The 20,300-nt window shown below is 67.7% G+C and carries 18 protein-coding genes; 16 read left to right on the plus strand and 2 right to left on the minus strand.

The window, feature by feature from the left end; all coding sequences use genetic code 11:
• Positions 1 to 131 precede the first annotated feature (131 nt).
• The 5 genes from AC1DO7_RS29810 to AC1DO7_RS29830 all read left to right on the plus strand — a co-directional run bounded on the left by AC1DO7_RS29810 (position 132) and on the right by AC1DO7_RS29830 (position 5,166).
• Positions 132 to 1,337, plus strand: coding sequence for a branched-chain amino acid ABC transporter substrate-binding protein (locus tag AC1DO7_RS29810; RefSeq protein ID WP_441618584.1), 1,206 nt, complete (start codon positions 132 to 134; stop codon positions 1,335 to 1,337).
• Between the two features lie 207 nt (positions 1,338 to 1,544).
• Positions 1,545 to 2,480 (plus strand): branched-chain amino acid ABC transporter permease, encoded by a 936-nt coding sequence (locus AC1DO7_RS29815; RefSeq protein WP_441618586.1) that lies wholly within the window; start codon positions 1,545 to 1,547, stop codon positions 2,478 to 2,480.
• 11 nt (positions 2,481 to 2,491) lie between these two features.
• The gene (locus tag AC1DO7_RS29820; RefSeq protein WP_477116895.1) at positions 2,492 to 3,649 is read left to right on the plus strand and encodes an ABC transporter permease subunit; all 1,158 of its coding nucleotides are present in this window, start codon (positions 2,492 to 2,494) and stop codon (positions 3,647 to 3,649) included.
• Between the two features lie 13 nt (positions 3,650 to 3,662).
• Positions 3,663 to 4,439 carry an ABC transporter ATP-binding protein gene (locus AC1DO7_RS29825; protein ID WP_441618590.1) on the plus strand — a complete coding sequence of 259 codons (777 nt, stop codon included), beginning with the start codon at positions 3,663 to 3,665 and terminating at the stop codon, positions 4,437 to 4,439.
• Between the two features lie 10 nt (positions 4,440 to 4,449).
• Entirely contained in the window at positions 4,450 to 5,166 is a 717-nt protein-coding gene (locus AC1DO7_RS29830) for an ABC transporter ATP-binding protein (RefSeq protein WP_441618592.1), read from the plus strand.
• 107 nt (positions 5,167 to 5,273) lie between these two features.
• On the opposite strand, the gene AC1DO7_RS29835 is transcribed toward AC1DO7_RS29830, so the two are convergent.
• Both AC1DO7_RS29835 and AC1DO7_RS29840 read right to left on the minus strand, forming a co-directional pair.
• A complete protein-coding gene (locus AC1DO7_RS29835; RefSeq protein ID WP_441618594.1) occupies positions 5,274 to 6,461 on the minus strand; it encodes an acetylornithine transaminase in 1,188 nt (395 codons plus the stop codon).
• A 288-nt stretch (positions 6,462 to 6,749) separates the two neighbouring features.
• On the minus strand, positions 6,750 to 7,805 hold the full coding sequence (locus tag AC1DO7_RS29840) for a CDP-6-deoxy-delta-3,4-glucoseen reductase (RefSeq protein WP_477116896.1): 1,056 nt from the start codon (positions 7,803 to 7,805) through the stop codon (positions 6,750 to 6,752).
• 9 nt (positions 7,806 to 7,814) lie between these two features.
• On the opposite strand from AC1DO7_RS29840, the gene AC1DO7_RS29845 reads away from it, so the two are divergent.
• The 11 genes from AC1DO7_RS29845 (at position 7,815) to hutG (ending at position 20,046) form a co-directional block, all read left to right on the plus strand.
• Complete coding sequence (locus tag AC1DO7_RS29845; protein WP_441618597.1) at positions 7,815 to 8,807, plus strand: NAD-dependent epimerase/dehydratase family protein; 993 nt, start codon at positions 7,815 to 7,817, stop codon at positions 8,805 to 8,807.
• 438 nt (positions 8,808 to 9,245) lie between these two features.
• A complete protein-coding gene (locus AC1DO7_RS29850) occupies positions 9,246 to 10,211 on the plus strand; it encodes an ABC transporter substrate-binding protein (protein ID WP_441618599.1) in 966 nt (321 codons plus the stop codon).
• A gap of 13 nt (positions 10,212 to 10,224) precedes the next feature.
• The gene (locus AC1DO7_RS29855; protein ID WP_477116897.1) at positions 10,225 to 11,106 is read left to right on the plus strand and encodes an ABC transporter permease; all 882 of its coding nucleotides are present in this window, start codon (positions 10,225 to 10,227) and stop codon (positions 11,104 to 11,106) included.
• Positions 11,103 to 11,882, plus strand: a complete 780-nt coding sequence (locus AC1DO7_RS29860; RefSeq protein WP_441618603.1) for an ABC transporter ATP-binding protein — start codon at positions 11,103 to 11,105, stop codon at positions 11,880 to 11,882. The genes AC1DO7_RS29855 and AC1DO7_RS29860 overlap by 4 nt, the downstream gene beginning before the upstream one ends.
• Positions 11,883 to 11,886: 4 nt before the next feature.
• Positions 11,887 to 12,660, plus strand: a complete 774-nt coding sequence (gene hutC, locus AC1DO7_RS29865) for a histidine utilization repressor (RefSeq protein WP_441618605.1) — start codon at positions 11,887 to 11,889, stop codon at positions 12,658 to 12,660.
• Between the two features lie 80 nt (positions 12,661 to 12,740).
• The gene (gene hutH, locus AC1DO7_RS29870; protein WP_477116898.1) at positions 12,741 to 14,129 is read left to right on the plus strand and encodes a histidine ammonia-lyase; all 1,389 of its coding nucleotides are present in this window, start codon (positions 12,741 to 12,743) and stop codon (positions 14,127 to 14,129) included.
• Between the two features lie 45 nt (positions 14,130 to 14,174).
• The gene (gene hutU, locus AC1DO7_RS29875) at positions 14,175 to 15,896 is read left to right on the plus strand and encodes a urocanate hydratase (RefSeq protein ID WP_441643504.1); all 1,722 of its coding nucleotides are present in this window, start codon (positions 14,175 to 14,177) and stop codon (positions 15,894 to 15,896) included.
• The gene (locus AC1DO7_RS29880; RefSeq protein ID WP_441618611.1) at positions 15,893 to 16,480 is read left to right on the plus strand and encodes a HutD/Ves family protein; all 588 of its coding nucleotides are present in this window, start codon (positions 15,893 to 15,895) and stop codon (positions 16,478 to 16,480) included. The genes hutU and AC1DO7_RS29880 overlap by 4 nt, the downstream gene beginning before the upstream one ends.
• Positions 16,477 to 17,727, plus strand: coding sequence for an imidazolonepropionase (gene hutI / locus AC1DO7_RS29885; protein ID WP_477116899.1), 1,251 nt, complete (start codon positions 16,477 to 16,479; stop codon positions 17,725 to 17,727). Before AC1DO7_RS29880 ends, hutI begins: the two co-directional genes overlap by 4 nt.
• Positions 17,724 to 19,124, plus strand: a complete 1,401-nt coding sequence (locus AC1DO7_RS29890) for a formimidoylglutamate deiminase (protein WP_441618615.1) — start codon at positions 17,724 to 17,726, stop codon at positions 19,122 to 19,124. Before hutI ends, AC1DO7_RS29890 begins: the two co-directional genes overlap by 4 nt.
• Before the next feature lie 109 nt (positions 19,125 to 19,233).
• The gene (hutG, locus tag AC1DO7_RS29895) at positions 19,234 to 20,046 is read left to right on the plus strand and encodes an N-formylglutamate deformylase (protein ID WP_441618616.1); all 813 of its coding nucleotides are present in this window, start codon (positions 19,234 to 19,236) and stop codon (positions 20,044 to 20,046) included.
• Positions 20,047 to 20,300: the final 254 nt, after the last annotated feature.

Genomic DNA, 20,300 nt, shown 5'->3' on the forward strand with positions numbered 1-20,300 from the left:
CGCATATTGCATCCGCAAAAAAAGGGGATACAATTCGCGCGTTTCAAATTGAAACTAAACTAAGGCGGTTCAGGGGAAACGTCCGGGGGGCGTTGGTTTACCCTGATCATGTGAATCCTAGGAGATCACTCATGCAAATCACGTTTGCCAAGATTCTGCCGATCGCAGCCGCAGTGGCGCTGGTTACTGCTTGCGGCAAGAAAGAAGAAAAGCCGGCTGACGCGGCAGCGTCCGCACCTGCAGCCGCAGCGGCACCCGCTGCCGGCGCCGGCGAAACCGTAGTCAAGATCGGCCACGCGGCTCCGCTCACCGGCGGTATCGCCCACCTTGGCAAGGACAATGAAAACGGCGCCCGCCTGGCCGTCGAAGAAGTCAACAAGGCAGGCCTGGAGATCAACGGCAAGAAGATCAAGCTCGAACTGGTCGGCGAAGACGACGCGGGCGATCCGAAGACCGGCACCTCCGTGGCGCAGAAGCTGGTCGACGAGAAGGTCGTGGCCGTGGTCGGCCACCTGAACTCGGGCGTATCGATCCCGGCCTCCAAGATCTACAGCGATGCCGGCATCGTCCAGATCTCGCCGTCGTCGACCAACCCCGACTACACCAAGCAAGGCTTCAAGACCACGTTCCGCGTGGTCGCGACCGACGCCCAGCAAGGTCCGGCACTGGCCAACTACGCCACCAAGAGCCTGCACGCCAAGACCGTGGCCATCGTCGACGACGCCACCGCCTACGGCAAGGGCCTGGCCGACGAGTTCGAGAAGACCGCCAAGGCTTCGGGCGTGAACGTGGTGGCGCGTGAAGCCACCAACGACAAGGCCACCGACTTCAAGGCCATTCTGACCAAGATCAAGGGCAAGAAGCCGGACGTGATCATGTACGGCGGCATGGACGCCACCGGCGGCCCGTTCGCCAAGCAGGCCAAGGAACTCGGCATCGGCGCCAAGATCGTTGGCGGCGACGGCGTGTGTACCGACAAGGTGGCCGAACTGGCTGGCGATGCCGTGTCCAACATCATCTGCTCGGAAGCCGGTCTGGCTCTGTCGAAGATGGAGCAGGGCGCCGACTTCGACAAGCGCTACCAGGCTCGCTTCAACGCGCCGGTGCAGATCTACGCACCGTTCACCTATGACGCCGTGATGGTCATCGTCGACGCCATGAAGCGCGCCAACTCGACCGAACCGGCTGCCATCCTGGCCGAAGTGCCCAAGACGAACTACAAGGGCCTGATCGGCAACATCGCCTTCGACGAGAAGGGCGACATGAAGGAAGGCACGATCACCCTTTACGAGTACAAGGACAAGAAAAAGACCGTCCTCGACGTCGTGAAGATGTAATCCGGGCTTACCGGCCCATCCGAACGGCACCGCGAGCACTTTGCGGTGCCGTTTTTTTAGCCTCGCCAAACGTACAGCATCCTTACCATGGGTGAACTAGGCAGGCCGCTTACCAGCACATAAACACACTACCAAACCACTCACACACCACCGTCCGCCCGGCAACCACTCCATGCCGCGGGACTTCGGAYGGAGCAAGGAGTTTTCATGGATATCTTTATCCAGCAGATCGTGAATGGTCTGGTGCTCGGCAGCATCTATGCGCTGATTGCACTTGGCTACACCATGGTCTACGGCATTCTCGGGATCATCAACTTCGCCCACGGCGACGTCCTGATGATCGGCGCGCTGACCGCCCTCTCAGCCATTCTCGGCATCCAGAAAATCGCCCCGGGCCTGCCCGAGTGGCTCACCCTCGTCATTGCCACGCTGATCGCCATGCCGGTCTGCGCGGTGCTCGCGTACACCATCGAGCGGGTTGCCTACCGGCCGTTGCGCAATGCGCCGCGGCTCGCCCCGCTGATCACCGCCATCGGCGTATCCATCATCCTGCAGACGATGGGCATGCTGATCTGGTCGCGCAACCCGCTCACCTTCCCGCAACTGCTGCCGTCGGAGCCGATCGATATCGGGTCGACCGGCGCGACGATCACGGGCAAGGAAATGGTCATCATCGGCATGGCCGTGATGGTCATGGCCGGCCTGCTGGCCCTGGTCAACCGCACCAAGCTCGGCCGCGCGATGCGCGCCACCGCCGAGAACCAGAAGGTGGCGGGCCTGATGGGCGTGAACCCGAACTTCGTGATCTCCGCCACCTTCATGATCGGCGCCACGCTGGCCGCGCTGGCCGGCGTGATGATGGCCACCAACTACGGTAACGCCCACTTCTACATGGGCTTCATCCCGGGCCTGAAGGCGTTCACCGCCGCGGTGCTGGGCGGCATCGGCAACCTCGCCGGCGCCATGGTCGGCGGCATGCTGCTGGGCCTGATCGAAGCGCTGGGCGCCGGCTATATCGGCGACCTCACCAACGGAGTATTCGGCTCCAACTACCAGGACGTGTTCGCCTTCATCGTGCTGATCATCGTCCTTGTCTTCCGACCGTCCGGCATCATGGGCGAGCGGGTTTCCGAACGCGCCTGAGGAGAGAATCCATGAATGCCCCGATTCCATCCACGGCGCAACCCGCGCCGCTGACCAAGACGCCGGCCAAGACCATGGCCGCGCTGCTTGCCTTCCTGGTGATCGCCCTGTGCGCGCCGTTCCTCGTGCAGACGCTGGGCGGCAACTACTGGGTGCGCGTGCTCGACTTCGCGCTGATCTACATCATGCTGGCCCTGGGCCTGAACATCGTGGTGGGCTTCGCCGGCCYGCTCGATCTCGGCTACATCGCCTTCTATGCGGTCGGTGCCTACCTGATGGCGCTGCTCGGCTCGCCGCACCTSGCCAACCAGTTCGAATGGATCCAYMASCTGTTCCCGAACGGGYTGCACCTGTCGATGTGGTTCGTCCTGCCGATCGCCGTGGCGGTGGCGGCCACGTTCGGCGTGCTGCTCGGCGCACCAACGCTCAAGCTGCGCGGTGACTACCTGGCCATCGTGACGCTGGGCTTCGGCGAGATCATCCGCATTTTCATGAACAACCTCGATCGCCCGATCAACATCACGAACGGGCCGAAGGGGATCACCGCGGTGGACCCGGTCCATATCTTCGGCTTCGATTTCTCGAAGTCGCACGAGATCTTCGGGCTCAAGTTCACGCCGGTGTTCATGTACTACTACCTGCTGGTGGTGCTGGTGATCGCCATCGTGTTCATCTGCCTGCGCTTGCAGAACTCGCGCATCGGCCGCGCCTTCGTGGCCATCCGCGAGGACGAGATCGCCGCCAAGGCGATGRGCATCAACACCCGCAACATCAAGCTGCTGGCCTTTGCCATGGGCGCGTCGTTCGGCGGCGCGTCGGGCGCGGTGTTCGGCGCGTTCCAGGGCTTCGTCTCGCCGGAATCGTTCGTGCTGTGGGAGTCGATCTACATCCTCGCCATCGTGGTGCTGGGCGGCATGGGCCATATCCCGGGCGTGATCCTGGGCGGCATCCTGCTGGTCGGCTTCCAGGAGCTGCTGCGTGTCGTGGCCGAGCCGGTACAGCGCCTGATCTTCGGCCACGCCATCGTCGACGCCGAAGTGCTGCGCCAGTTGCTGTTCGGCCTGGCGCTGGTGGGCGTGATGCTGTATCGCCCGGCCGGCCTGTGGCCGTCGCCGCGCAAGGAAGACCGCCCGGTGGTTCGCCGTCCGGGCAGTGTCGGCCGTTTCTGACCAGGAGGATGAGATGAGCAATGGAAACTTCCTCCTGTCGGTACAGGGGGTCAACAAGCGATTCGGCGGGCTTCAGGCCCTGTGCGAAGTGGGCCTGCAGATCAATCCGGGCGAGATCTACGGACTGATCGGTCCCAACGGCGCCGGCAAGACCACGTTCTTCAACGTGATCACCGGCCTCTACACGCCGGACTCGGGCGAGTTCACGCTGGGTGGCGAGCCCTACCAGCCCACCGCCGTGCATGAGGTGGCCAAGGCGGGCATTGCCCGCACGTTCCAGAACATCCGCCTGTTCGGCGAGATGACCGCGCTGGAAAACGTCATGGTGGGCCGCCACGTGCGCACCAAGGCCGGCCTGTTCGGCGCCATCTTCCGTCCGCCGCAGGTGCGGCGCGAGGAGGAGGGCATCGAGGACATGGCGCACGACCTGCTCGAGTACGTAGGCATCGGCAAGTACGCCAACTTCACCGCGCGCAACCTCTCGTACGGCCACCAGCGCCGCCTCGAGATCGCACGCGCCCTCGCCACCGAACCCAAGCTGCTCGCGCTCGACGAGCCGGCGGCCGGCATGAACGCCACCGAGAAGGTGGAGCTGCGCGGGCTGCTCGACAAGATCCGCTCGGATGGCAGGACCATCCTGCTGATCGAGCACGATGTGAAGCTGGTGATGGGCCTGTGCAACCGCCTGACCGTGCTCGACTACGGCAAGGTGATCGCACAGGGCCTGCCGCAAGAGGTCCAGAGCAATCCAGCGGTGATCGAGGCTTACCTCGGTACGGCGGCGCACTGAGGGCGAGACGATGAAAGACACACTACTGAAGATTTCCGGCCTCAAGGTGGCCTACGGCGGCATCCAGGCCGTCAAGGGCATCGACCTCGAGATCCGCGAAGGCGAGCTCGTCACGCTGATCGGCGCCAACGGCGCCGGCAAGACCACCACCATGAAGGCCATCACCGGCCTGCAGGGCTGGGCCGGCGGCGATGTCGAGTACATGGGCAAGTCCATCAAGGGCGTGCCCAGCTACAAGCTGCTCAAGCAGGGGCTGGCGATGGTGCCGGAAGGCCGCGGCGTGTTCGCGCGCATGACCATCACCGAGAACCTGCAGATGGGCGCGTACACGCGTGACGACGAGGGCGGCATCAAGTCCGACATCGACCGCATGTTCGGCATCTTCCCGCGCCTGAAGGAGCGCGCCAACCAGCTCGCCGGCACCATGTCCGGCGGCGAGCAGCAGATGCTGGCGATGGCGCGCGCGCTGATGAGCCAGCCCAAGCTGCTGCTGCTGGACGAGCCGTCGATGGGCCTCTCGCCGATCATGGTCGAGAAGATCTTCGAGGTCGTGCGCGCGGTGTCGGCGCAGGGCGTGACCGTGCTGCTCGTCGAGCAGAACGCGCGCCTGGCGCTGCAGGCCGCGCATCGCGGCTACGTGATGGAGTCCGGCCTGGTCACCATGAGCGGCGACGCCAAGCAGATGCTGGACGATCCGAAGGTGAGGGCGGCTTACCTGGGCGAGTGATCGTCCGCGCCGCGCCATGAAAAAGCCCCGCAGCGATGAACTGCGGGGCTTTTTCTTTCTGTGCCGGCCTGCGCCGGCCGCGGCCGGCGCGGCGACGCAGCCGCGGCTCAGGCCAGCTTCTTGAGCAGCGTGCGCAGCATGCCGATCATCTGGTCGATCTCTTCGGTGGTGACGTTCAGCGCGGGCATGAAGCGCAGCAGGTTGGGGCGCGGCGAATTCAGCAGCAGGCCTTGCGGCTGCATGTCGCGCGCTTCTTCCACGATCTGCGGGCCGATGTCCTTGTCCAGCACCAGCGCGCGCAGCAGGCCTTCGCCGCGTTCGCCGCCCAGGCCGAACTCGGACGACAGCGCCAGCAACTGCTCGCGCAAGTAGGCGCCTTTCTCCTGCACGCTCTGCAGGAAGCCGGGCGCGCTCAACTGCGCCATCACGGCGCTGCCGACCGCGGTCATCACCGGGTTGCCATTGTAGGTGCCGCCCTGGTCGCCGGCCTCGAAGCTGGCCACTTCGGCCTTGCACAGCAGGGCCGCCAGCGGCACGCCGCCGCCGATGCCCTTGCCCAGCGTCATGATGTCCGGCTCCACGCCCGACAGCACGTACGCGAACATCGGGCCGCAGCGCCCGCAGCCGGTCTGCACTTCATCGACGATGAACAGCAGCTTGTGCTTGTCGGCCAGCTTGCGCAGGCCCTGCATGAATTCGCGCGAGGCGGGGATCACGCCGCCTTCGCCCTGCACCGGTTCGAGCATGATGCCCACGGTCTTGTCGGTGATCAGCTTCTCCACCGAGGCCAGGTCGTTGAGGTCCGCCTTGGGGAAGCCCGGCACCTGCGGGGCGAAGATGGTGTCCCAGCCGGCCTTGCCCGACGCGCTCATGGTGGCGAGCGTGCGGCCATGGAAGCTGTGGTCCATGGTGATGATCTCGTACGCGCCGTCCTTGTGCTTGCGGCCCCATTTGCGTGCCAGCTTGATCGCGCCTTCGTTGGCCTCGGCGCCGCTGTTGGTGAAGAAGACCTTGTCGAAGCAGCTGCTGTCGGTGAGCTGCCTGGCCAGCCTGAGCATGGGCTCGTTGTAGAACGCCGGGCTCGGGTTGAACAGCTTTTGCGATTGCGCCACCAGCGCATCGATCATGCCCTGGTTTGAGTGTCCCAGGCAATTGACCGCCCAGCCTTGCACGAAGTCCAGGTATCGCTTGCCGTTATGGTCCGTGAGCCACGAGCCCTTGCCTTCGGTGAAGACCAGTTCGGGCCGGTTGGTGATGTACATCAGGGATTGGACGGGATACTCAGCAAATGCCATGGCGGACTCCAAGGGTCGGCGTGAAACAGGGGAGAGGAGAGGGAACCGGCACGCGCAAGAACGCGCGCAAAAACAAAAAGCCACGGGGGTTGCCCGTGGCTTGTCGATCTGAACAAAAGCGATGGACGGTCAGCCGCGCGGCACCCCGGTGGGGAGCATCGTACGGAAGCTGCGTCGGACCATAGCGTAGTTCATGGCGGCAAATATAAGGCGCATGCGCCCGGCTGTCAAAACGAATTTTCAACGGGCCGGGCATTGTTGTCGCGCTGGGACTGCGTCCGGTGGCGCTCAGGCCGCCGGGGCCGGGTGCATGTCGGCCTCCGAGGTGAACGAGTCGGCGAAGAAGGCGTCCTCGTGCAGGTCGCAGCGCAGGGAGAAGTCCTTGCGCGCTGCATTGACCATCACCGGCGCGCCGCAGGCGTAGACCTCGAAGCCTGCCATGTCGGGGTGGTCTTCCATCACCGCCTCGTGGACAAAACCGGTGCGGCCGTCCCAGTCGTCGGCGGGCTGCGCGTTCGAGATCACGGGCACGTAGCGGAAGTTGGGCAGATCGCGCGCCCACTGTTCGCACAGCGCGTTCATGTACAGGTCGGCCGGGCGGCGGCCGCCCCAGTACAGCGTCATCGGCCGCGTGATGCCGGTGTAGGCGACGTGCTCGACGATCGCCTTGATCGGCGCGAAGCCCGTGCCCGAAGCCAGCAGGATGATGGGCTTTTCGGAGTCTTCGCGCAGGAAGAAGCTGCCGAGCGGGCCTTCGAAGCGCAGGATGTCGCGCTCCTTCATGACCGGCTGGCCTTCCCTGGCGCCGAACACGTAGTCGGTGAACGTGCCGCCGGGCATATGGCGGAAGTGCAGCTCGATCGGACCCTCCTGGTGCGGCGGCGTGGCGATCGAATAGCTGCGGCGCTTGCCGTCGCGCAGCAGGAACTCCACGTACTGGCCGGCCAGGTACTGCATGCGCTCGGTGGCGGGCAGCTGCAGGCGGGCGATAATGACGTCGTCGGCCACGCGCTCCAGGCTCGCCACGCGGCACGGCACCTTCTTGATGGGGATGTCGCCCGCGCCCTGCACCTYGCGGCATTCGATGGTGATGTCCGAGCTGGCCGTGGCGCAGCAGAACAGCGCACGGCCCTCCGTCTCTTCCTGCGCCGACAGCGCGGAAGCGGCATGATCGCCCTGGACAACGCTGCCGGCGGTGACGCGGCCCTTGCAGGAGCCGCATGCGCCGTTCTTGCAGCCGTAGGGCAGGCCGATGCTGTGGCGCAGGGCCGCCGCGAGGATGGTTTCATCAGCGGCTGCTTCGAACTGGCGCCCGCTGGGCATGACGGTAACTTGGTAAGCCATAATCACTGTATGAGCAAAAATCTGTCGCGACGCCGCCTGGGCCGGCCGCGCCTGCTGATCGTAGGCTGCGGGGACGTGGGCACGCGCTGCCTTCGTATTCTTTCGACGCGCTGGCGCGTCTTTGCCACCACTTCGCAGCCATCGCGCAGCCGTGAGCTGCGCGACAACGGCGCCGTGCCGCTGCTGGCCGACCTGGACCGGCCCGCCACGCTGGCGCGCCTTGCCGGGCTGGCCGGTCGCGTACTGCACCTGGCGCCGCCGCCGGCCAGCGGCGAGGGCGACCCCCGCACCGCGGCGCTGTTGCGCGTATTGCGGCGGGGCGCCTGGCGGCGCTCGCCGGCGCGTGCCGGCGGCTGGTCTGCCAAGCCCGCCATTCTACCCGAGCGGGGCGGCAGGGGGGCCGGCGGCGGCCGCGGTAAACGGGCTGCGCGTCCTGCCTTCGTCTATGCGAGCACCTCCGGCGTGTACGGCGACCGCGCCGGCGCGCGGCTCAAGGAATCCCACCCGGTGCGCCCGCAGACGGCGCGCGCGCGGCGCCGCGTGGCGGCCGAGCGTATCGTGCGCGAATTCGGCCGCGACGCCGGCTGGCGCGCGTCGATCGTGCGCATTCCCGGCATCTATGCCGAAAACCGCCTGCCGCTGGCCCGGCTGGCCAAGGGCACGCCGGCGCTGGCGCCGCAGGACGACGTCTATACCAACCACATCCACGCACTGGACCTGGCCCGCACCATGGTGGCCGCGCTGTTTCGGGGCCGCGCCCAGCGCGTGGTGCACGCCAGCGACGACTCCGAGATGCGCATGGCAGACTACTTCGACCTGGTCGCGGACCGCCGTGGCCTGCCGCGTCCCCCGCGGCTGAATCGCGCGCAACTGCGCGACGTGGTGGAGCCCGCCTTGCTCAGCTTCATGAGCGAGTCGCGCCGGCTCGACAACCTTCGCCTCAAGCGCGAACTGCGCCTGCGCCTGCGCTATCCCACGGTGGCGTCCTTCTTCGACGCCTGACGCCCCCCGAGGCTCCCCCCGGCCACTTTCCTGTGATGCCTGCTGCCCGCCGCGTTCGCCCGCGGTGGCACGGCATTTGCGTTCAGCACGCCCCATTCGATCCTGTATAGACAGTACGCGGCAAATGCGTGATGCGGGGCACCGGCGTGGTGCGCGCGGCGTTTCCCGCGCTGGAAGCCGCCCTGCGTTGACGCATGGCGGGGAGCGGCCGGTGCGGCACGATGGCATGGCCGGCGCGCCCTGGCAGCCAAGTGCCGGTTAAGCCAGTGCGGTGCCCGCCCTCGGGTTAACTACTGCATTGACTTGTATATACAGGGTTGCTAAATTGCCTGGCAAATGACCGGCGCCGCAGGTACGGCGCCGCCCCGAGCCGGGCGATGCGGCTGCTGCCAAGGCTGGCGCGGCCCTCGTTCGCATCACACCAAAGGAGCCAGGAAGATGGGATTTCGTATCCGTAGCGGTTTCTCGCTAGCCGCGTTCGCCGCCGTTGCCATGCTGGGTGCCGCCGGCACCGCGCAGGCGCAAGCCACGCAAGTCACGCTGGGCATGAGTGGCTGGACCGGCTTCGCGCCGCTGACGCTGGCCGACAAGGCCGGCATCTTCAAGAAGCACGGCGTGGACGTCGACATCAAGATGATCCCGCAGAAGGACCGCCACCTCGCGCTGGCCTCCGGCGCCATCCAGTGCGCGGCCACCACGGTGGAAACCCACGTGGCCTGGAACGCCAACGGCGTGCCCATCACCCAGATCGTCCAGCTCGACAAGTCCTACGGCGCCGACGGCCTTGCCGTGCGCGCCGACGTCAAGGGCTTCGCCGATCTCAAGGGCAAGACCGTGGGCGTCGATGCGCCGGGTACCGCCCCGTACTTCGGCCTGGCCTGGATGCTCAAGAAGAACGGCATGAGCCTGAAGGACGTCAAGACCACCACGCTGTCGCCGCAGGCGGCCGCGCAGGCCTTCGTTTCCGGCCAGAACGATGCGGCCATGACCTATGAGCCGTATCTCTCCAGCGTCCGCCAGAACCCGGACAAGGGCAAGATCCTCGCCACCACGCTCGACTACCCGATGGTGATGGACACCCTGGGCTGCGCGCCCAAGTGGCTCAAGGACAATCCCCGCGCCGCGCAGGCGCTGGTCGACAGCTACTTCGAGGCGCTCGACATGATCAAGACCGAGCCGGCCAAGGCCAACGACATCATGGGCGCGGCCGTCAAGCAAAGCGGCGAGCAGTTCGCCAAGTCGTCGGCCTACCTGCGCTGGCAGGACCGCGACGCCAACCGCAAGTTCTTCGGCGGCGAGCTGGCCAGCTTCAGCAAGGAAGCCGCGCAGGTGCTGCTGGACATCGGCGTGATCCGCCAGGTGCCCGACGTCACGGCGCTGTACGACGCGCGCTTCATCAAGTAAGGAAGGCGGTGCCATGTCGCAGGCTCATCTCGGTTCTTCCCCCGCTCCCGCCGGCTCCCCGGCGGCCAAGCCGTCCATGACGGCGCCGCCGGCCGCGCCGGCGCGCCGCCACCCCTGGCTGGCGCCGCTGGCGCCGGTCTCCCAGCGCGCGCGCTGGACGCTGGGGCTGCTGTTCTTCGTGCTGTTCTTCGGCGTGTGGGCGGCGGTGACCCTGGGCGGCATGGTGCCGCGCACCTTCCTGGCCGATCCCATGACCATGGCGCGCGAAGGCGTGCTGCTGTTCGCCGAGTACAACTTCATCGGCGACATCGGCATGACCGTGTGGCGCGTGCTGGGCGGCTTCGTGCTGGCCGCCGCGCTGGCCGTGCCGCTGGGCATCTTCATGGGCGCGTACAAGGCGGCGGAAGCGTTCTTCGAGCCCTTCGTCTCGTTCTGCCGCTACCTGCCAGCCTCGGCCTTCATCCCGCTGCTGATCCTGTGGGCCGGCATCGGCGAGGCGCAGAAGGTGCTGGTGATCTTCATCGGTTCGTTCTTCCAGATCGTGCTGATGGTGGCGGTGACCGTGGGCGGCGCGCGCCGCGACCYGGTGGAGGCGGCCTACACGCTGGGCGCCACCAGCCGCGGCATCGTGCGGCGCGTGCTGATTCCGGGCGCCGCGCCGGAGATCGCCGAGATCCTGCGCCTGGTGCTGGGCTGGGCCTGGACCTACGTGATCGTGGCCGAGCTGATCGGCTCGTCCTCCGGCATCGGCCACATGATCACCGACAGCCAGGCGCTGCTCAACACCGGGCAGATCATCTTCGGCATCATCGTGATCGGCTGCATCGGCCTGGTCTCCGACCTGGCATTCAAGCTGGCCAACCAGCGCCTGTTCCCGTGGAGTTCGATCAAATGAGCGCGCTGTCGATCCAGCAGGTCTCGCGTACCTTCGTCAATCCGCGCGGCGGCCAGACCGTGGCGCTGCAGCCCACCGACTTCGAGGTGGCGGACAACGACTTCGTCACCATCCTCGGCCCCTCGGGCTGCGGCAAGTCCACGCTGCTGCGCATCGTGGCCGGGCTCGACGTGCCTACCACCGGGCGCGTGCTGCTCGACGGCCAGCCGGTCACCGGCCCCGGCGCGGAGCGCGGCATGGTGTTCCAGTCGTACACGCTGTTCCCGTGGCTGACCATCGAACAGAACGTGCGCTTCGGCCTGCGCGAGCGCGGCATGAGCGAGGCCGAGCAGCGCGAGCGCAGCGACTTCTTCATCCAGCGCGTGGGCCTGCGCGGCTTCGAGCACCATTTCCCSAAGCAGCTYTCKGGCGGCATGCAGCAGCGCACSGCGATCGCSCGSGCGCTSGCCAACGACCCSAAGATCCTSCTGCTCGACGAGCCSTTCGGCGCGCTCGACAACCAGACCCGCGTGCTGATGCAGGAACTGCTGCTGGGCATCTGGGAGGCGTCGCGCAAGACCGTGCTGTTCGTCACCCACGATATCGACGAGGCCATCTTCATGGCCAACCGCGTGGCGGTGTTCTCGGCGCGGCCAGGCCGCATCAAGCGCACCATCGATGTGGATTTCCCGCACCCGCGCCACTACACCATCAAGACCTCGCCGGCGTTCTCCGAACTCAAGGCGCTGCTGACCGAGGAAATCCGCGCCGAAGCCATGGCCGCGGCCGAGCACTGAATCCATGAAACCCGCCACCGCCGCCCGCCGGGGCGTCCCCGACGCCGCTCCCGCTGCCCTGTACCAGCAGGTCAAGGAGTACATCGCGCGCCAGATCCAGAGCCGCGCGTGGCAGCCGGGCGACCGCGTGCCGTCCGAGCAGGAGCTTGTCACCCGCTTCGGCGTGTCGCGCATGACGGTCAACCGCGCGCTGCGCGAACTGGCCGAGCAGGGCAGGGTGGTGCGCGTGGCCGGCGTGGGCACGTTCGTGGCCGAGCACAAGCCGCAGTCCACGCTGCTCAGCGTGGTCAACCTGCAGGACGAGATCCGCATGCGCGGCCATGACTACGCCTGCGACGTCATGGTGGTGGAGCGTGTTGCCGCATCCATCGAGGTGGCCGCGGCGCTCGACCTGCGCACCGGCGAATCGGTGTTCCACTCGGTGTGCGTGCACCGCGAGGACGGCGTGCCGATCCAGCTCGAAGACCGCTATGTGAATCCGCGCGTGGCGCCGGACTTCATCAACCAGGATTTCGCCGCGGCCAGCGCCATGAAGCCCGGCGAATACCTGCTGCGCCACGTGCCCTACGACCAGATCGAACATGTGGTGGACGCCATCGCCGCCACGCCCGAGCAGGCCGCGCAGCTGGAAATGCCCGGCAACCAGCCGTGCCTGCTGCTGACCCGCCGCACCTGGACCGGCGGCACCCCCGTCACCTTTGTGCGCTGCCTGCATCCAGGCAGCCGATACCGCCTCGGCAGCCGCTTCCGCGCCGATGGCAACCCGGCCTTCGGCTAACCCGCCGAGCGCCGAATTTTTTCGCAAAGCCACCCGGACAACCCAATTCCGAACCCGGCTGTATAGACAGGGATATACAAATGACAGACACCAGCACCTTCGGCAAGCTGGCGCAGACGCGCATCCCGCACGACAAGCTGGCCGAGCTGCAGCGCAACCTGGTGCTGTCGCACAGCGTGGGCACCGGCGCTGATCTCGCGCCCGACACCGTGCGCCTGGTGCTGGCGACCAAGGCCGTGAGCCTGGCGCGCGGCCATTCGGGCATCCGCCCCGAGATCATCGAAGCGCTGCTGGCGCTGGCCAACCACGGCGTCACGCCGTGCATCCCCGCCAAGGGCTCGGTCGGCGCCTCGGGCGACCTGGCGCCGCTGGCGCATATGTCGTGCACGCTGATCGGCGTGGGCGAGGTGATGATCGATGGCCAGCGCCGCCCCGCCGCAGAAGGGCTGGCCCACGCCGGGCTGGCGCCGTTCACGCTGGGCCCCAAGGAAGGGCTGGCGCTGCTCAACGGCACCCAGGTTTCCACCGCGCTGGCGCTGGCCGGCCTGTTCGCCGCCGAGGACCTGCTGGCCGCCGGGCTGGTGGCGGGCGCGCTGTCGCTCGAAGCCATCAAGGGTTCGGTCAAGCCGTTCGACGCGCGCATCCACGCCGCGCGCGGCCAGCCTGGCCAGATCGCCGTGGCCGGCGCGGTGCGCGCGCTGCTCGACGGCAGCAAGATCGTCGATTCGCACCAGACCTGCGGCCGCGTGCAGGACCCGTACTCGATCCGCTGCCAGCCGCAGGTGATGGGCGCCTGCCTGGACAACCTGCAGCACGCCGCGCGCGTGCTCGGCATCGAGGCCAACGCTGCCTCGGACAACCCGCTGGTGTTCCCCGAACAGGGCGACGTGATCTCCGGCGGCAACTTCCACGCCGAGCCGGTGGCCTTCGCCGCCGACATCATCGCGCTGGCGATCGCGGAGATCGGCGCCATCTCCGAGCGCCGCCTGGCGTTGCTGCTGGACACCGGCCTGTCCGGCCTGCCGCCGTTCCTGGTGCGCGACGGCGGCCTCAACTCCGGCTTCATGATCGCGCAGGTCACGGCCGCCGCGCTGGCCTCCGAGAACAAGGCGCTGGCGCATCCGTCCAGCGTGGACAGCTTGCCCACCTCGGCCAACCAGGAGGACCATGTGTCGATGGCCACCTACGGCGCGCGCCGCCTGGGCGAGATGGCGGAGAACACCGCCGTGGTGGTCGGCATCGAAGCCATGGCCGCCGCGCAGGGCATCGAATTCCACCGCCCGCTGCAGTCCTCGCCGCTGATCGAAAGCGAGCTGGCACGCATCCGCGCGCGCGTAGCCTTCGTCGAAGGCGACCGCTACCTGGCGCCGGACATCGAGGCGATGAAGCAGTGGGTCAGGCAGGGCGACGCTGGCGCGGGCTGGCCGGCGGCGGTGCGGGCCGTGCTGCCGTCGTATGCCACGGCCTGAGGCCGGACCACGCAGGTGAAACCAGACACGCAGGAGAGACCTCACATGAATGCCAACGAACACCAATTCACCCAGGCCGCGGCCCAGCGCGGCCCGCGCGAGATCCGCGCGCCGCACGGCACCCAGCTGCATTGCAAGAACTGGCTGATCGAAGCCGCCTACCGCATGGTCCAGAACAACCTGGACCCGGACGTGGCCGAGCGCCCGCAGGACCTGGTGGTGTATGGCGGCATCGGCAAGGCAGCACGCAACTGGGAATGCTTCGACGCCATCCTCGACAGCCTGCGCCGCCTGGGCGAGGACGAGTCGCTGCTGGTGCAGTCCGGCAAGCCGGTCGGCGTGTTCCGCACCCATGCCGACGCGCCGCGCGTGCTGATCGCCAACTCCAACCTGGTGCCGCACTGGGCCACCTGGGACAAGTTCAACGAGCTCGACCGCGCCGGCCTGATGATGTACGGCCAGATGACCGCCGGCTCGTGGATCTACATCGGCACGCAGGGCATCGTGCAAGGCACCTATGAAACMTTCGTCGAGGCCGGCCGCCAGCACTACGGCGGCGACCTCGCCGGCAAGTGGATCCTGACCGCGGGCCTCGGCGGCATGGGCGGCGCACAGACGCTGGCCGGCGTGCTGGCCGGTGCCTGCGTGCTGGCCATCGAATGCCAGGAGTCGCGCATCGACTTCCGCCTGCGCACGCGCTACGTGGACAAGAAAGCCACCAGCATCGACGAAGCGCTGGCCATGATCGGTGAAGCCACGCGCAACAAGGAGGCCATCTCGGTCGGCCTGCTCGGCAACGCCGCCGAGATCCTGCCGGAACTGGTCCGGCGCGCGCAGGCCGGCGGCATGCGCCCCGACATCGTCACCGACCAGACCTCCGCGCACGACCTCGTCAACGGCTACCTGCCCGAAGGCTGGAGCGTGCCGCAATGGGAAGCCGCGCGCACGGCCGAGCCGAAATCCGTCGAGGCCGCCGCCAGGGCCTCCATCGTCAAGCACGTGAACGCCATGCTGGCATTCCAGCAGATGGGCGTGCCCACGCTGGACTACGGCAACAATATCCGCCAGGTGGCATTCGATGAAGGCGTGCAGAACGCCTTCGACTTCCCCGGTTTCGTGCCGGCCTATATCCGCCCGCTGTTCTGCCGCGGCAAGGGTCCGTTCCGCTGGGTGGCGCTGTCCGGCGACCCCGAGGACATCTACAAGACCGACGCCAAGATGAAGGAGCTGTTCCCCGAGGACAAGTCCCTGCACCGCTGGCTCGACATGGCGCGCGACCGCATCGCCTTCCAGGGCCTGCCTGCGCGCATCTGCTGGGTGGGGCTGGACGAGCGCCACCGCGCCGGCCTGGCCTTCAACGAGATGGTCAGGAACGGCGAGCTGAAGGCGCCCATCGTGATCGGCCGCGACCACCTGGATACCGGCTCGGTCGCCAGCCCCAACCGCGAGACCGAAGCCATGCGCGACGGCTCCGACGCGGTTTCCGACTGGCCGCTGCTCAATGCGTTGCTCAACACCGCGGGCGGCGCCACCTGGGTCAGCCTGCATCACGGCGGCGGCGTCGGCATGGGTTTCTCGCAACATGCGGGCGTGGTGATCGTGTGCGACGGCACCGATGCCGCTGCCAAACGCATCGAGCGCGTGCTCTGGAACGATCCCGCCACCGGCGTGATGCGACATGCGGATGCGGGCTACGAAAGCGCCATCGAATGCGCGCACGAGAAGGGCCTCGATCTGCCGATGCTGCCGAAGGCCAAGGGCGCATGAACGGCGCGCAACGCTTCTCGCTCGCCGCGCTGGCGCCGCGGCCGTGGAAGAACGGCGGCGGCGTCACGCGCGAGATCGCGGCCTTCCCGCCCGGCGCCGGCATGGATACGTTCCTGTGGCGCGTGAGCGTGGCGGACATCGCCGCCGACGGCCCGTTCTCGGCCTTCCCGGGCATCGACCGCCAGATCGTGCTGCTCGATGGCGCGGGCGTGCGCCTGCTGGCCGATGACGGCAGCTTCGACCATCGCCTCGATGCGGTCGGCGTGCCGTTCGCCTTCGCCGGCGAGCGCGGCGTGCAGGCCACGCTGATCGATGGTGCCACGCGCGATTTCAATGTCATGACGCGCCGCGGCCAGTGCCGCGCCGGCGTGGTTGCGCAGCATGGCGATTTCACCGTCGCGCCCGGCACGGATGCGGTGCTGCTGTTCGTCATCGCGGGCACATGGCGCCTTGGCGATGCGGAACTCGCCTGCGGCGATGGCCTGCTGTTTGCCACCGGCGCGGCCGCCGCGCAGCAATTGCGTGCCATGGAAGGCCCCGCGCGCTGCCTGTGCGTCACCCTCGCAATGGAGAAAGCCCAATGAATCAGAATCCGGCGCAGGCCACTTCGGCCGACGGCGTCTGGCACCGCTGCCACCTGCTGCCCGATGCCGATCCCGCCAACGCCATCCGCGACGCGGCGCTGGTCGTGCGGCAAGGCCTCATCGCCTGGCTGGGACCACTCGCCGAACTGCCGGCAGACTACGCCAGCCTGCCGCGCCACGACGCCGGCAATGCCTGGATCACGCCGGGCCTGGTCGATTGCCATACCCACCTGGTCTACGGCGGGCAGCGCGCCGACGAATTCGCCATGCGCCTGGCCGGTGCCGGCTATGAAGAAATCGCGCGCGCCGGCGGCGGCATCGTCTCCACCGTGCGCGCCACCCGCGCCGCCGACGAAGACACGCTGTTCGCGCTCGCCGCCGGGCGCCTGGCGCCGCTGCTGGCCGAGGGCGTGACCGCGCTCGAGATCAAGTCCGGCTACGGCCTGGACCTCGCCACCGAGCGCAAGCAACTGCGCGTGGCGCGCCGCCTGGGCGAAGCCTTCGGCGTCACGGTGCACACCACCTTCCTCGGCGCACACGCGCTGCCGCCGGAATACGCCGGCCGCGCCGACGACTACATCGCGCTGGTGTGCGACACCATGATGCCGGCGCTGGCCGGGGAAGGGCTGGTCGATGCCGTGGACGCCTTCTGCGAATCGGTCGGCTTCAGCCTGGCGCAGACCGGGCGCGTGTTCGAGGCCGCGGCGCGCCACGGCCTGCGCGTCAAGCTCCATGCCGAGCAACTGAGCAACCTCGGCGGCAGCGCGCTGGCCGCGCGCCACCAGGCACTTTCCGCCGATCATCTGGAACATCTGGACGAAGCGGGCGTGGCCGCCATGGCCGAGTCCGGCACGGTGGCGGTCCTGCTGCCCRGCGCCTATTATTTCCTGCGTGACACCAAGCTGCCGCCGCTTGCGCTGCTGCGCCAGTACGGCGTGCCGATGGCGATCTCCACCGACCACAATCCCGGTACCTCGCCGGTCACTTCGCTGCTGCTGATGATGAATATGGCGTGCACCCTGTTCAGGATGACCGTGCCGGAAGTGCTGGCGGGCGTCACGCGGCATGCCGCGCGCGCACTGGGCGCGGCCGACCGGCATGGCTTGCTGGCGGCCGGGCGCGCCGCCGATTTCGTGCTGTGGCAGGTCGACTCTCCCGCCGAGCTGGCTTACTGGTTCGGCCGCAATCCGGCCGCGGCGGTGGTGCGGCAAGGCCGCGTCTATCCGGCCAAGGGAGCCCAGGCATGAGCGCCAGCCAGTTGTTTGCCGCCGAGGCGCTGCTGCCCCAGGGCTGGGCGCGCGACGTGCTGCTGCAATGGGATGACAGCGGCCGCCTCACCACCGTGCAGGCCGGTGCCGTTGCCGCGGCGGGCGTGCCGCGCGCCGCCGGCCCGGTGCTGCCCGGGATGCCCAACCTGCATTCGCACGCCTTCCAGCGCGGCTTCGCCGGCCTGACCGAGTACCGCAGCGATGCGGCCGGCGACAGCGGCGAGAGCGACTCCTTCTGGAGCTGGCGCAGGCTGATGTACCAGTTCGCGCTGCGGCTCTCGCCCGACACGCTGGAAGCCATCGCCACGCAGCTCTATATCGAGATGCTGCGCGCCGGCTACACCAGCGTGTGCGAGTTCCACTACGTGCATCACGCCGAGGACGGCAAGCCCTACGCCGATCCCGCCGAGATGTCGCTGCGCCTGCTGCGCGCGGCACACAATGCCGGCATCGGCATCACGCTGCTGCCGGTGCTGTACCAGAGCGCCGGCTTCGGCGGCAAGCCCGCGCTGGCCGAACAGCGCCGCTTCCTGCACGAGACCGGCGCCATGCTCGACCTGCTTGCACGGCTGGCTCCGCATTGCCACGGACAGGCGCGCCTGGGGCTGGCCCCGCACTCGCTGCGCGCGGTGCCGCCGCAAAGCCTGGCCGAAGCCGTGGCCGGCCTGCACGCGATGGACGCGCACGCCCCGGTGCATATCCATATCGCCGAGCAGCAGCGCGAGGTGGACGAATGCATCACGCTCACCGGCACGCGCCCGGTGGCCTGGCTGCTCGACCATGCCGAGGTCGACGCGCGCTGGTGCCTGGTGCACGCCACCCACATGGACTGGGACGAACGGCGGCGCCTGGCGCACAGCGGCGCGGTGGCCGGCATCTGCCCCACCACCGAGGCCAATCTCGGCGACGGCGTGTTCGAGGCCGCGCCCTACCTGGCGCAGGGCGGCGTGTGGGGCATCGGCTCGGACAGCCACGCCAGCGTCAGCGTGGCGGAAGAACTGCGGCTGTTCGAGTACGGCCAGCGCCTCGGCCTGCAGCGCCGCAATGTGCTGGCATCCGAGACGCACCGCCAGGTGGCGGACCGTCTCTACCTCGACGCCGCGGCCGGCGGCGCGCGCGCTTCTGGCCGTGCCATCGGCGCGCTGGCGGTCGGGCAGCAGGCGGACTTCGCCGTGCTCGACGGCGCGCATCCGGCCCTGGCCGGCCTCGCCGGCAGCCAGGCGCTGGCGGTCCATGTGTTCGCCAGCCACGGGCATGAGACACTAGCGGAAGTCCGCACCGCCGGCCGCATCCGGGTGCAGCATGGCGCTCACCCCCTGCAGGCGCAGTCAGGCGAGCGTTTCGCCGCTGCCCGTGCCAGCCTGCTGACCGACTGAATCCCGGCGCCGCCTCGCGTGCCGATGCTTGACGCTACAAGCTTCTGGCGCGCAAGCGGGCGGCACAGGATCGGACCCAACGGCAACATCAAGCAGCAAACAATACGATATGTCCTTCTCGACCGATACCCCCGCCTTCATGCTCCATCGCGGCACCCGCCCGCTGCTGGTGTCGATGCCGCATGTCGGCACCCATCTGCCTGCCTCCGTGTCCGGCCGCCTCACGGCCGAGGCGCGCACCGTGCCCGATACCGACTGGCACCTCGAGCGTCTCTACGATTTCGCGCGCGAACTCGGCGCCTCCATCCTGGTGGCCACGCACTCGCGCTACGTGGTGGACCTGAACCGCCCGCCCGACAACGCCAACCTCTATCCCGGCCAGGACACCACCGGCCTGTGCCCGGTCGATACCTTCGACAAGACCCCGGTCTACGCCGACGGCAGCCTGCCCACCGACGACGAGATCGCCGCGCGCCGCGAAGCTGTCTGGCAACCGTACCACGCCGCCATTCGCGCGGAACTCGCCCGCCTGCAGGCCGAGCACGGCACCATCGCGCTGTGGGACGCGCATTCGATCCGCTCGGTGCTGCCGCGTTTCTTCGAGGGCAAGCTGCCGGACTTCAATCTCGGCACCGCCGACGGCGCGAGCTGCGACCTGGAGCTCGCCAGCCAGTTGCTGGACATCGCCAGCGCCGTGCCGGGCCACACCGCGGTGCTGAACGGGCGCTACAAGGGCGGCTATATCACCCGCCAGTACGGCGCGCCCGCGCAAGGCGTGCATGCCGTGCAGCTGGAGCTGACGCAGTCGGCGTATATGAGTGAGGTTTATCCGTTTGCTTATGAGGAGGCRCTGGCTACGCGGATCCAGCCCGCGTTGCGGGTGATGTTGGAGACTGTATTGGGGTTTGTTGAGGCGCGTTGAGTTTGTGTTATTTGATTTTTTATGGTTTTGGCGGGGGGTGGTGTTTTGAGGTCGATAGGTTTTGACATCAAAGTCAAGGTCTTAACGTCAACGTCAGCTTCAAAGTCAAAGTCAAAGGCTTTCGCTCCCCCGGAGCGACCTACTTTCTTTTTTCCGAAAAGAAAGTAGGCAAAGAAAGCGGACTGCCTGGCCGGCAGGGGCAGAGCCGAACAGTGTTACTGAGGCTGGAGGTTTCGTGGTGGGGCCTGTGGTTC

It is taken from the genome of Cupriavidus sp. 05N40 (assembly GCF_056397305.1).

What these genes read in the sequence shown, in the direction of transcription:
- AC1DO7_RS29845 (WP_441618597.1), top strand. Translation starts at nt 7,815, where the DNA reads ATGAGCAAAAATCTGTCGCGACGCCGCCTGGGCCGGCCGCGCCTGCTG.
- AC1DO7_RS29850 (WP_441618599.1), top strand. Translation starts at nt 9,246, where the DNA reads ATGGGATTTCGTATCCGTAGCGGTTTCTCGCTAGCCGCGTTCGCCGCC.
- AC1DO7_RS29830 (WP_441618592.1), top strand. Translation starts at nt 4,450, where the DNA reads ATGAAAGACACACTACTGAAGATTTCCGGCCTCAAGGTGGCCTACGGC.
- AC1DO7_RS29835 (WP_441618594.1), bottom strand. Translation starts at nt 6,461, where the DNA reads ATGGCATTTGCTGAGTATCCCGTCCAATCCCTGATGTACATCACCAAC.
- hutC (WP_441618605.1), top strand. Translation starts at nt 11,887, where the DNA reads ATGAAACCCGCCACCGCCGCCCGCCGGGGCGTCCCCGACGCCGCTCCC.
- AC1DO7_RS29825 (WP_441618590.1), top strand. Translation starts at nt 3,663, where the DNA reads ATGAGCAATGGAAACTTCCTCCTGTCGGTACAGGGGGTCAACAAGCGA.
- AC1DO7_RS29880 (WP_441618611.1), top strand. Translation starts at nt 15,893, where the DNA reads ATGAACGGCGCGCAACGCTTCTCGCTCGCCGCGCTGGCGCCGCGGCCG.
- AC1DO7_RS29810 (WP_441618584.1), top strand. Translation starts at nt 132, where the DNA reads ATGCAAATCACGTTTGCCAAGATTCTGCCGATCGCAGCCGCAGTGGCG.
- AC1DO7_RS29890 (WP_441618615.1), top strand. Translation starts at nt 17,724, where the DNA reads ATGAGCGCCAGCCAGTTGTTTGCCGCCGAGGCGCTGCTGCCCCAGGGC.
- hutH (WP_477116898.1), top strand. Translation starts at nt 12,741, where the DNA reads ATGACAGACACCAGCACCTTCGGCAAGCTGGCGCAGACGCGCATCCCG.
- AC1DO7_RS29815 (WP_441618586.1), top strand. Translation starts at nt 1,545, where the DNA reads ATGGATATCTTTATCCAGCAGATCGTGAATGGTCTGGTGCTCGGCAGC.